The 11979-nt window shown below is 70.7% G+C and carries 10 protein-coding genes; 5 read left to right on the forward strand and 5 right to left on the reverse strand.

The features are described from left to right. The first annotated feature begins 37 nt into the window (after positions 1-37). The 3 genes from EHO50_RS19500 (at position 38) to EHO50_RS19510 (ending at position 2723) form a co-directional block, all read left to right on the forward strand. A complete protein-coding gene (locus tag EHO50_RS19500) occupies positions 38-1534 on the forward strand; it encodes a purple acid phosphatase family protein (protein ID WP_181449658.1) in 1497 nt (498 codons plus the stop codon). A 25-nt stretch (positions 1535-1559) separates the two neighbouring features. Further along, positions 1560-2276 carry a class I SAM-dependent methyltransferase gene (locus tag EHO50_RS19505; RefSeq protein WP_128431466.1) on the forward strand — a complete coding sequence of 239 codons (717 nt, stop codon included), beginning with the start codon at positions 1560-1562 and terminating at the stop codon, positions 2274-2276. A 165-nt stretch (positions 2277-2441) separates the two neighbouring features. After that, the gene (locus tag EHO50_RS19510; protein WP_128431467.1) at positions 2442-2723 is read left to right on the forward strand and encodes a hypothetical protein; all 282 of its coding nucleotides are present in this window, start codon (positions 2442-2444) and stop codon (positions 2721-2723) included. 60 nt (positions 2724-2783) lie between these two features. Here the strand turns inward: EHO50_RS19510 and EHO50_RS19515 are convergent, their stop codons facing one another. Together EHO50_RS19515 and EHO50_RS19520 are read right to left on the reverse strand one after the other, a co-directional pair. Further along, entirely contained in the window at positions 2784-3629 is an 846-nt protein-coding gene (locus EHO50_RS19515) for a DMT family transporter (RefSeq protein ID WP_128431468.1), read from the reverse strand. After that, positions 3626-4153 (reverse strand): YbaK/EbsC family protein, encoded by a 528-nt coding sequence (locus EHO50_RS19520; RefSeq protein WP_128431469.1) that lies wholly within the window; start codon positions 4151-4153, stop codon positions 3626-3628. The genes EHO50_RS19515 and EHO50_RS19520 overlap by 4 nt, the downstream gene beginning before the upstream one ends. Positions 4154-4241: 88 nt before the next feature. Between EHO50_RS19520 and EHO50_RS19525 the strand changes: the two genes are divergently transcribed. Then, positions 4242-5039, forward strand: coding sequence for a class I SAM-dependent methyltransferase (locus EHO50_RS19525; protein WP_128431470.1), 798 nt, complete (start codon positions 4242-4244; stop codon positions 5037-5039). A gap of 114 nt (positions 5040-5153) precedes the next feature. On the opposite strand, the gene EHO50_RS19530 is transcribed toward EHO50_RS19525, so the two are convergent. Both EHO50_RS19530 and EHO50_RS19535 read right to left on the reverse strand, forming a co-directional pair. Continuing rightward, positions 5154-7409, reverse strand: a complete 2256-nt coding sequence (locus EHO50_RS19530) for an MMPL family transporter (protein WP_128431471.1) — start codon at positions 7407-7409, stop codon at positions 5154-5156. Positions 7410-7512: 103 nt separating this feature from the next. After that, entirely contained in the window at positions 7513-8112 is a 600-nt protein-coding gene (locus tag EHO50_RS19535) for a TetR/AcrR family transcriptional regulator (RefSeq protein ID WP_128431472.1), read from the reverse strand. Between the two features lie 177 nt (positions 8113-8289). On the opposite strand from EHO50_RS19535, the gene EHO50_RS19540 reads away from it, so the two are divergent. After that, entirely contained in the window at positions 8290-11571 is a 3282-nt protein-coding gene (locus EHO50_RS19540) for a S41 family peptidase (RefSeq protein ID WP_128431473.1), read from the forward strand. A gap of 155 nt (positions 11572-11726) precedes the next feature. Here EHO50_RS19540 and EHO50_RS19545 read toward each other — a convergent pair whose 3' ends face one another. Then, positions 11727-11909 (reverse strand): hypothetical protein, encoded by a 183-nt coding sequence (locus tag EHO50_RS19545; RefSeq protein WP_128431474.1) that lies wholly within the window; start codon positions 11907-11909, stop codon positions 11727-11729. Positions 11910-11979: the final 70 nt, after the last annotated feature.

Below are 11979 nucleotides of genomic sequence, written 5' to 3' on the forward strand. Positions count from 1 at the left end.
ACCTCCCCCGTTCACCGCTCCGGGCCACATCGAGGACATGCGCTGCTGCTTCTCCGCCCACCTCCCCGCTCTCGCGGCACTGTCGGCCTTCCCCGGCCCCTGCGAGGTGCTGCGCTCCGGCGCGCGCCTCGCCCCTGCCCTGCTGCGCACGGCCTCGGCCGCCATGCAGCGGGCGCGTTCCCACCACCCCGACGACCTGACCGCCGTCAATCTGGAACTGGTCACCCTCACCGAGGACACCGCCGTCATCACCTGGTACACCGGCATCCCCGGTACCGACGACGGCCTGGGCCACCCCCTGCCCGCGATCACCGAGGGCGAGGTCGTCTACGGCACCCACCCCTCCCGGCTCAACCGCACCGCGTCCGAGGGCCGGCCGACCGCCCACCACCAGGTCGAGCTGACCGGCCTGGAGCCGGGGCAGACGTACTACTACCAGGCCCGCTCACGGGGCGTGGCCGCCACACCCACCCCGCTGCACCTGGTGCGCGGCAACGCGGTGGGCACGTCGACGTTCGGGTTCGGTTCGGGCGGCGGGCCGTACTCCTTCACCACCCCGCAGCCTCCGCCCGGCCGGCTCCTGCTGTCGGTCGCGCTCTGCAACGACCTGCACCTCGGCGAGACCACCGCGGGCCTGGTCGGCGGTCTGCCCCTGCCGCGCGGGATCTCGCAGCAGCCGGGGCGTGCGCCGTATCCGGAGCTCATGAGCCGGGCCCTGGTCGAGGAGGCCCGGCGGCGCGGGGCGGACCTGCTGCTGGCCGGCGGCGACATCTCGGCCGGTGGAGGCGCGCACGACCTGCGCGAGGCCCGGCGGATCCTGGACGGCTTCGGCACGCACGGGCGGGACTACTTCGTCGTACGCGGCAATCACGACCGCTCCGAGGACACCAGCACCTTCCGTACCGCGTTCGCGGGTGGCGTCGGCGGCGACGACGGGCTGGAGTACTTCGCCCATGACCTCGGCGGGCTGCGGATCATCGGCCTCGACACCTACGTCAAGACCGGCAACGGCGCCGACGCGGGCGGGCTCGGGGCCGAGCAACTGGCTTGGTTCCGGGCGAGGTTGAGGGAAGCGCCGGACCAGCCGACGCTCGTGTTCGGCCACCATCCGCTGACCGTGCGGGACTCGGTCTTCCCGGTGACCCGCGGCCATTGCCTGGAGCGCCGCCAGGCCCGCGCGGTCGTCGACGCCTACGCGTCCGCGCCCGGCGTCTTCCTCCACCACGCGGGCCACACGCACCGCAACAAGCGCACCGTGCTGACGCGGGCCCCGCACGTCACCCAGCAGGAGGTCGCCGCCGCCAAGGAGTACCCCGGCGGTTTCACCCTCCTGCGCATCCACTCCGGCGGCTACGCCCTCAACCACTACAAGTCCGGCGACCTGGCGGCCCGACAGTGGAGCGAGCGCAGCCGCCGGGTGGCCGCGGGTCTTTGGCCCCACCATGCCCTGGGCCGATCGGTCACCGACCGTAACAGCGTGACCTCGCACGATCTGTCGGGAGTCACGGTTTCACGGGGCGTGAATCGCACGTAACAGCGAGTGTCCGTAGCATCGAAGCATGGCGACCCTCTGGGACCTCATGCGGGACTGCATCCCCGACGACCACGCCCGTCAGGTCACCTCGCGCTACTACGTCGACGAGGTGATGGGCTCCCCCGGCGCACCCGGGCTGGTCGTCGATCTGGGGTGCGGCCGCGGGACGTCGGCCGCGCTCTTCCGTAAGCACGCCCCGCAGGTGCGTTGGGTCGGGGTCGACATCCGGGACTCGCCGGAGGCCGGCCAGCGCACGCCCGGCGGTGACCCGGTGGTGCACTACGACGGCGTCCACCTCCCCCTCGGCTCGGACTCTCTCCCGCTGATCTACTCGCACCAGGTCTTCGAACACGTCGCCCGCCCGCGCGAACTGCTGGCGGAGATCGCCCGAGTGCTGGAACCCGGCGGGCTTTTCATCGGATCAACATCCCAATTCGAGCCGTACCACTCCTTCAGCCTGTGGAACTACACCCCGTACGGCTTCCGGGTCCTGGTCGAGGAGGCGGGGCTCGCGTTGGAGGAGATCCGGCCCTCCCTCGACGGAGTTGCGCTGATCATGCGGAGTTATCTGGGCCGACCGCCGGAGTACAGCCGCTACTGGAACGAACAGTCCCCGCTCAACACCGAGATCGACCAGTGGGCGGCGGAGAACGGCCGCCGCAGGACGGCCCTGGTGAACCTGCGCAAGCTGACGTACTGCGGCCAGTTCGCGTTCCGGGTGGGCAAGCCGGCCCTCGCCTAGGCCCTGCCGCGCGGCACTTCTAGTGCAAGATCGTGAAACTCGGCGTGCCTCAGGATGATTTGGGGCCTTTCCTACTTAATCTCCCTTAATCGTAAGGAGTCGCTCCTTTTCATAAGGAGTCGATCCTGCATGCAGCGCACCCACCCTCACTCCACCGGAGATGACATGCACAAGCTTCGCAAGGCCGCCGTCCTGGTCGCCGCCCTCAGCACCGTCGGCCTCGCGGCCGCCGGAACCGCCCACGCCGACGGCCGGGGCCAGAAGGGCAACGAGTACAAAGTCCAGCAGAGCACCCAGTGCAAGTCCCACGACCTGAACATCGACATTCTCGGTGTGGTCGGGGTGCTCAACGGCGCACTGGGCGGCGCGCTCAACGGCGAGGGCAGCGAGGGCAGCCAGGCCACCCGCCTCGGCTCGACGATGGGCTGCAACAACAGCGCGTTCTAGCCCAGCCCTTCTGGCAGTACCAGAGATCACAGGCGGTCAGCGAACAGCTGACCGCCTGGCCTAACTGGCGTGCAGCATCATCCCGATGCCCACCACCAGCAGAGCCGCCGCCGCGATCCGCGGAGCTCCGAACCGCTCTTTGAAGAAGACGGCCCCGATGGCCGCCCCCACGATGATCGAGGACTCCCGCAGGGCCGCGATCGGCGCCAGCTCCGCCTTCGTCTGCGCCCACAGGACCAGCCCGTACGCGGCGACGGACAGCGCGGCACCCAGCAGCCCCAGCCCGGCGAACGGCCGCAGCACGGCGACCGTCTCCCCGCGCCAGCGCCAGACGGCGTACGCCGGGACGGCGAGGCCCTGGACCGCCATCAGCCAGGCGACATAGCCGAGGGACGAGCCGGAGGCCCGCACACCCAGCCCGTCGAGGACGGTGTACACCGCGATGCTCAGCCCGGTCGCCAACGCCGCGCCGATCGCCGCCCAGTCGGGCCGGCGCCCGCGCAGACCCCACAGGGCGACGCCGGTAAGTCCCGCGCAGGAGCAGGCGATCCCGGCCGCCGCCCACCCGTCCGGCACCTCGTGCGCGACGAGGGCGGCGAGTACGGCGACGACGAGTGGCGCGGTGCCGCGCGCGATGGGGTAGGCCTGCCCGAAGTCGCCGAGCCGGAAGGACTTCATGAGCAGCGCGAAGTAGACGACGTGGACGAGTGCGGACGCGATGAGATACGGCCACGCACCCGCCGCCGGGAACGCCCCGAAGGGTATGAGGGCCAGCCCGATCAGCACCCCGCCGCCCCCTATGAGCGTGAACGCGACCAGCTTGTCGGTGATCTTGTGGGCGATGGCGTTCCAACTGGCGTGCGTGACGGCCGCCAGCAGCACGGCGGCGGTGACCAGCGGGGTCACGAAGTCTGCGTCTGCTCGCGCACGTCCACCAAGGTGGCGCCGGCGTGGGTGACAAGGTCCTTGGGTGCCATGGGGAACACGGCATGCGGGTTCCCGGCGGCGGCCCACACGACGTCGTGCTCCAGCAGCGAACGATCGGCGAGCACCCGCGTCTTCGTACGGTGCCCGAAGGGCGGTACGCCCCCGATGGCGTACCCGGTGGTCTCCCGTACGACGTCGGCCTTGGCCCTTGTGACCTTCTCGGCGCCGAGTTCCTTGCGGACCAGCTCCAAGTCCACCCTGGACGCCCCGTCCATGAGCACCAGCACCGGCACCCCGTCGACCGCGAAGATCAGCGACTTGCAGATCTGACTGAGCTCACACCCGACGGCTGCGGCGGCCTCGGCGGCGGTACGGGTCGCGTCCGGGAAGCGGCGGATCCGCTCGTGCAACTCACCGAGCCCCAGCTCTTCGAGGGCGGCGGCGAAACGGGGGTGGGCGGCTGTCGTCATGGAGGGCACGGTAGCGGTGCGTGTACGGCCCATGCGACCGAGTTGGTCATGTGCGACGCACGCGCGGCGTGTCCTCGGGCTCTCCCCGTTCATCCACCCCGAACTCCCCGAAGATGGCGATATGTCCCGGTATCTCTTCGACAACACGGACGCCCGCACACCGGACCGCTTCGCCGTCCTGGAGTCCTGCTACGACCACGTCTCCCGCCGCCAGCTCGAACTGGCCGGTCTCTCGCCCGGCTGGCGCTGTCTCGAAGTCGGCGGTGGGGGCGGCTCGTTGGGCGACTGGATGGCCGAGAGAACCGGCCCCGACGGCGAGGTCACCGTCACCGACATCGACCCCCGCTGGGCCGAGTCCCGCCCGCACGCGCCCCAGCTCCGCCTCATCCACCACGACATCGTCAACGACCCGCTGCCGGGCGACGGCTACGACCTGATCCACGCCCGGCTGGTCCTCATCCACCTGCCGGAACGGCTCCAGGTCCTCGACCGGCTGGTCACGGCCCTGCGCCCGGGCGGCGTCCTGGTCCTGGAGGAGTTCGACTGCCACTGGACTCCGGTGCTCGCGACCCCGGACGAGGCGTCCACGGCCCTGTGGGACCACGTCCAGGCGGCCCTGCTCGCGCAACTGGAGAAGGCGGGCGCGGACACCCTCTGGGGCCGGCGCGTGCTGGGCGCCATGCGGCGGGCGGGCCTGGAGGGCGTCACGGCGACGACGTACGCCGAGTCCTGGCAGGGCGGCAGCCCGGGCATCGCCCTGCACCGCGTGAACATGCAGCAGGCGGAGACGGGGCTGCGGGCGGACGGCGTGACGGAGGCCGAGCTGCAGCGGTTCTACGCGCTGCTGAGAGACCCGGCGTTCGTGGTCAACTCCCCGCCGCTGATCAGCGCGCGGGGTCGGCGCCGACGGAGCGGATGAAGTGGGCACCGTCTTCCCTGCGTTGGGCCGTTGCAGCGGCACCGCATGAAAAGCCGGTGAGAGCCCCCGTCCCCACGGAGCCCTCACCGGCCGGTCCACTTCAAGGGTGAACGGTCAGACACGTGCCAGCGTGCGGTCCTCGTCGGGGTCCGTGTCCTTCCCGGCCTCGGCGTCCGTGCGCAGCCCCTCGCCCTCCACGTCCACGTTGGGCAGGGCGCGGTCGAGCCACTTCGGGAGCCACCAGGCCGTCTTGCCGAGCAGGGCGAGGACGGCCGGGACGATGGCCATGCGGACGACGAACGCGTCGAAGAGGACCGCGATCGCGAGGCCGAAGCCGATCATCTTGACCATCGACTCGCTGGCTCCGATGAAGCCGGAGAACACCGCGATCATGATGATCGCCGCGGCCGTGACGACCCGCGCGCTGTGCCGGAACCCGGTCACCACGGCCTGACCGGGCCGCTCGCCGTGGACGTACGCCTCGCGTATCCGTGTCACGAGGAACACCTCGTAGTCCATGGCGAGACCGAAGACCACGCCGACCATGAAGATCGGCATCATCGACATGACCGGGCCGGTCTCCTGGACGCCGAAGAGGTCGGCGAGCCAGCCCCACTGGAAGACCGCCACGACGGCGCCGAGGGCCGCGAGGACCGACAGGAGGAAGCCGAGGGCCGCCTTCAGCGGGACGAGGATCGAGCGGAACACCAGGATCAGGAGCAGGAAGGCCAGGCCGACCACCAGGATCAGATACGGCACCAGCGCGTCGTTCAGCTTCTGCGAGAAGTCGATGTTCATCGCGGTCGTGCCGGTGACCAGCACTTTCGCATCCGTTTCGGCCGTGATCCCGGTGCCCGCGTCACGGATGGAGTGCACCAGGTCCTCGGTGGAGACCGACGACGGCTTGGAGTCGGGGATCACGGTGATCGTCGCGGTGTCGCCGGACTTGTTGTACGTCGGCGGGGTCACCGTGACGACGTTCTTGAGGCCCTTGATCTCGTCGGAGACCTCGGTGACCGCGTTCTTCGGGGCGTCGCTCGCCTTCGCGTCGACGACCACCACGAGCGGGCCGTTGAAGCCGGGGCCGAAGCCCTCGGAGAGCAGGTCGTAGGCGCGGCGCTGGGTCGTCGACGTCGGCTGGGAGCCGTCGTCCGGGAGGCCCAGTTCGAGGGAGGTCGCCGGGAGGGCGGCGGCGCCGAGGCCGAGGACGCCGAGCAGGAGGACGGCCACGGGACGGCGTACGACAAAGCTCGCCCAGCGTGTGCCCATGTTCGGCTTGTCCGCGGCGGCCTTCTCGCCTTCCTCCCCGCCGGCCTTCGCGGCGGCCTTCTTGCCGCGTCCGAGGAGCTTGCCCTTCTCTCCGGCCGGCTTGACCTTCCGGCCCGCGTAGCCGAGCAGTGCGGGGACCATGGTCAGCGCGATCAGTACGGCGATCACGACCGTGCCCGCGGCGGCGACACCCATCTTCGTCAGCATCGGGACGTTGACCACCGCGAGGCCGACGAGTGCGATCACCACCGTGAGGCCGGCGAAGACGACCGCGGAGCCCGCGGTGCCGGTGGCCCGGCCGACCGCCTCCTCGCGGTCGCGGCCCTCGGCGAGTTCGGCGCGGTAGCGGGAGACGATGAACAGGGCGTAGTCGATGCCGACCGCGAGGCCGATCATCATGGCGAGGGTGGAGGTGGTGGAGCCGAGGTCGAGGGCGCTGGCCAGCGCGGTGATCACCGAGACGCCGATGCCGACGCCGATCAGCGCGGTCAGCAGCGGCAGACCGGCCGCGATCAGCGAGCCGAAGGTGATGACGAGGACCACCGCGGCGACCGCGAGGCCGATGATCTCGGAGGAGGCGGCCTCGGGCGTCGTCTGGAGCGCGTCGCCGCCGATCTCCACGGTCAGCCCGGCGTCCCGCGCCTGCTGCCCGGCGTCCTCCAGGGCGTCCCGGCTGGCGTCCTTCAACTCCATGCCGGGCACCTCGTAGCGCACCGAGGCGTACGCGATCGTGCCGTCCTTGCTGACGGCGTGCGCCTTGTAGGGGTCGGCGACGGAGACGACCTCGGAGCCGTCGGACAGCTCCGCCACGGTCTTCTCGACGGTCGCCTTGTTGGCGGCGTCCGTCATCTTCTCGCCGTCGGGTGCCTTGAAGACGACACGGGCGGTGCCGCCGTCCGCGCTACCGCCCGGGAAGCGCTGTTCCAGCAGGTCGAAGGCCTTCTGCGCCTCGGTGCCGGGGATGGAGAAGGAGCTGGATCCGGCGCTGGGGGCACTGGCCGCGCCAACGCCCGCGAGGGTGAGCAGCGCGACCCATATGAGGGCGACGAAGTGCCGTCGCCTGAAGGCGAGCCGGCCGAGTTTGTACAGGAACGTGGCCACGGAGGCGTCTCCCGGTCAGGTCGTGGGGTCGGTACTTGGGCAGGGGTGATCAGCCCGACGACGTGAGCGGTTACGTCAGGTGGAGGGCTTGCTGGGGAAAGGGTCAGCCGGTCGGAACGCCGAGGGCGGGGAGGACCACGGCATCGATGTACGAGATGAGGAACGCCTGGGTGGGCGGCTGATCGTCGATCAGGGTGCGGGTGGCGAAGGCGCCGACGAGCATGTGCACCACGTAGTCCAGCGCGGGGCAGTCGGCGCGGACCTCGCCGCGGTCGACGGCTCGCCGCACCACCCGGTGGAACTCCTCCATCTCCGGCTCGATGAGCAGTTCCTTGAACGCCTGGAGGAGATCCGGGTTGCCGTGCACCGCCATGAACAGACCCCGCATCAGCGCGGCGTTCTGCTGCATGGTGCAGTCGTCCTCGCGTGCTGTGAGGGCGCGGAGGTCGCCCCGCAGGGACCCGGTGTCGACGTCGGCGACATTGCCCGGCTTGTTGTGCCGGACCGCCTTCGCCACCAGTTCCGGCTTGCCACCCCACTGGCGGTAGAGCGTCGCCTTGCTGGACCGGGTGCGGGCCGCCACGGCGTCCATGGTGAGGGCGTCGTAGCCGACCTCCCGGAGCAGGTCGAGCACGGCCTCGTACAACTCGGCCTCACGCTCAGGGGTGATGCGGCTGCGACGTCCTGTTGCGACCTCGGTCACCGTTCCCACCTTCCCACTCCGAACGACACGGTTTCGTACACCAAGAAAGGTACCCCATCCCCCATCGAAACGAAACGGTTTCGTTCGTGTTCTGGGTCACCGCCGGCTCTCGCGCCGGTCACGTAAGTCCTTGTGTCACGAGTTGCCCAGGTACGTCCACGGGAAAAGCATGGGGAGGTGAGCTACCTGCGCCTACCGCATCTGAGCGGCGATCTGCTGTGCTTCGTGGCCGAGGACGACCTGTGGCTGGCCCCCCTCGACGGCCCGGGCCGCGCCTGGCGGCTCACCGTGGACCGCACCAAGATCGGCCACCCCCGCTTCTCGCCCGACGGCCGCCACATCGCGTACACGAGCTGGCGCAGTCTGGTCCCCGAGATCCACCTGGTACCGGTCGAGGGCGGCCCCGGCCGCCAGCTCACCCACTGGGGGTCGGCGGACACCCAGGTGTGCGGCTGGACACCCGACGGCATCATCCTCGCCGTCGCCTCCCACGGCGAGCCCTTCTCCCACTTCACCTGGGCCTACAAGCTCAGCCTCGGCGGCGACCCCGGCCGCAAACTCCCCTGGGGACCGTGCTCCGACATCCAGGTCGCCGATATCGACGGCGAGCGCAAGACCCTGCTCCTGACCGGCACCCCGCCCCACGAACCGGCCGCCTGGAAGCGCTACCGGGGCGGGGCCACGGGCCGCCTCTGGCTGCACGGCGAACGCCTGCTGCCGGACATCGGCGGCCACCTCCACTCCCCCATGTTCGTCGGCGGCCGTATCGCCTTCCTCTCCGACCACGAGGGCGTCGGCAACCTCTACTCGTGCGCGTACGACGGCTCCGACCTGCGCCGCCACACCGACCACGACGCGTTCTACGCCCGGCATGCCTCAAGTGACGGCACCCGAGTGGTGTACCAGTGCGCGGGTGATCTGTGGATCGTGGACGACCTCGCCGCGGACGCGGATTCCCAGCCCCGCCGCCTCGACGTACGCCTGAGCGGCCCCGGCGCCGGCCGCCGGAGGTACCAGGTGCCCGCCGCCCAGCACATCGACGGCATCTCCGTGGACGAGACGGGCCGTGCGAGCGCCGTGGTCGTACGCGGCAGCCTCTACTGGCTGACCCACCGGGACGGCCCGGCCCGCACGATGACCGACACCCCCGGTGTACGGGTCCGGCTCCCGGAGATGCTCGGTTCGGTCGGCCAGGTCGCGTATGTGACGGACGCGGAGGGCGAGGACGCCATCGAGATCGCGTACCTGCCGCGGGCGACGGGCGACCGAGAGCCGCGCCGACTGGCCTCCGGCGAGCTGGGCCGGGTCCTGGAGATGGTCGCCGACCCCAAGGGCGAGCGGCTCGCGATCGCCTCGCACGACGGCCGACTGCTCCTCGTCACTGTGCCCGATGAGGCGGCTACCGCCGCGGGAACGGAGGACTCGGGCGGCGAGGTCACAGAGCTGATCCGGTCGATCAACGGCCCCGTACGGGACCTGGCCTTCTCCCCGGACGGGACATGGCTGACCTGGTCGCACCCGGGCATCGGCCGCTCCCTGCGCCAGATCAAGCTGGCCCGGATCTCCGGAACCGGGGAAGGGGCCCGCTCGATCGTCGACGTCACCAACGGCCGCTTCGAGGACGAGAACCCGGTGTTCACCCGGGACGGCCGCTACCTGGCCTTCCTCTCCTGGCGAGGCTTCGACCCGGTGTACGACGTCCACACCGGAGATCTGTCCTTCCCGCTCGGCTGCCGCCCCTACCTGGTGCCCCTGTCCTCCGCGACCCCCTCCCCGTTCGCCCTGAACCCGGAGGGCCGGCCGGCCGCCGGTGGCCTGGACCCGGTGGAGGACGAGGAGGGCGGGGATGCCGGCACCACCACCGTCGAGATCGAGGGCCTGGAGAGCAGGGTCACCCCCTTCCCGGTCACCGCCTCCAAGTACTCTGCGCTACACCCGGTCGCGGGCGGCGGACTGGTCTGGCTGCGCTGGCCGATCTCGGGCGCGCTGGGCGAGACCTTCGCCAACCCGGACGACATGACCGGGCGGCCGACCCTCGAACACTTCAACATCAGCAAGGCGAAGAAGGCCGAACTCGTCGACCACCTGGACTGGTTCACGGTGAGCGGCGACGGGTCCCGCCTGGTCCTGGTCGACGAGGGCGACCTGCGGGCGGTGCCCGCCTCCGAGTCCGGCGACAGCGACACGACGGTCTGGATCGACCTGCGCCGCATCCTGCACGAGGTGGACCCGACGGCGGAGTGGAGGCAGTCGTACGCGGAGGCGGGCCGGCTGATCAGGGCGTACTTCTGGGAGCCGGAGATGTGCGGCATCGACTGGGACGCGGTCCTCGAGCAGTACCGCCCCCTGGTCGAACGGGTCGCCTCCCCCGACGAGTTCGCGGACCTGCTCCGCGAGGTACTGGGCGAACTGGGCACCTCGCACGCCTACGTCTCACCCGCCCGCCGCAACGAGGGCCCGGCGCACTACCAGCGCTGGCAGGGCCTGCTGGGCGCCAACTTCGTACGCCGCGACGAGGGTTGGATCGTCAAGCGCATCCTCCCCGGCGAATCGTCCGACTCCAAGGCCCGCTCCCCCCTGGCAGGCACGGGAATCCGCGAGGGAGCGGTACTCACCCACGTGGACGGCAGGCCGGTGGACCCGGTGGCCGGCCCCTACCCCCTCCTGGCCGGCTCGGGCGGCACCACAGTGGAGCTGACGTTCACCCCGGCCGAGGGCGAGGCGGGCGGAGCACGCCGGGTGGCAGTGGTCCCGCTCATCGACGAGCGCCCGCTCCGCTACCAGGACTGGGTCGCCAAACGCCGCGACGTCGTACGGGAGTTGAGCGGCGGCCGCTGCGGCTACCTGCACATCCCGGACATGGGCGGCTCGGGCTGGGCCCAGTTCAACCGGGACCTGCGGATGGAGATGTCCCGCCCCGCGCTGATCGTCGACGTACGCGGCAACGCGGGCGGCCACATCAGCGAGCTGGTCGTGGAGAAGCTCACCCGCACGATCCTCGGCTGGGACCTGACGAGAAACGCCCAGCCGGTGTCGTACGCGTCGAACGCCCCGCGCGGCCCGGTGGTCGCCCTGGCCGACGAGGCGACCTCCTCGGACGGCGACATGATCACCGCGGCCTTCAAGCTCCTGAAACTCGGCCCGGTAGTGGGCCAACGCACCTGGGGCGGAGTAGTCGGCATGACCGGCCGCCACCGCCTCGGCGACGGCACGGTGATCACGGTCCCCATGAACGCGGCCTGGTTCGACGCCTACGGCTGGACGATCGAGAACAAGGGAGTGAGCCCGGACGTGGAGGTCCTCCGCACCCCCCTGGACTGGGCAGAGGGCCGCCACGCCCAACTGACAGACGCGGTGGAACTGGCCCTCGAGCTACTGGAGACGAATCCTCCCGCAACACCCCCGGACTACGCCCACGTCCCGGACCGCTCCCGCCCCAAGCTGCCGCCGCGCTCTTGAGACACGCCGGGAGAGCCCACCCAGGGGCGCGGGGAACTGCGCGACAAGCCCCCACCGCCCCGCACCCGACAACGAAACCCCACCGGCAACGCAAACGTGGGGCGCCCCAACACACAGGGCACCCCACGCAATCCGGCTAAAGCCGAGCGCAGCGGCTAGGCGTCGTAGTCCTGGTCGAGCCGCTCCCGCTCCTCACGCAGCGACCGCTCGCTCTCCTCGTCCCGCTGCGGCCGCTGGCGCCCACGCTGCTGCGCCTGCTCCTTGGCCTGCTGGGCCTTCTCACGAGCCTGCTGCTGCATCCGCTCGGACTTCTCCTGGAACTGGTCCTTCATGCCCATGTGGGTTCACTCCCGTAGTGAGTGGGGGGATTGGCCCCTCGGTGGGGCCTCGACCAGATTCACACGGGCG

It is taken from the genome of Streptomyces cyaneus (genome assembly GCF_004028635.1).
Taxonomy (GTDB): domain Bacteria; phylum Actinomycetota; class Actinomycetes; order Streptomycetales; family Streptomycetaceae; genus Streptomyces; species Streptomyces cyaneus.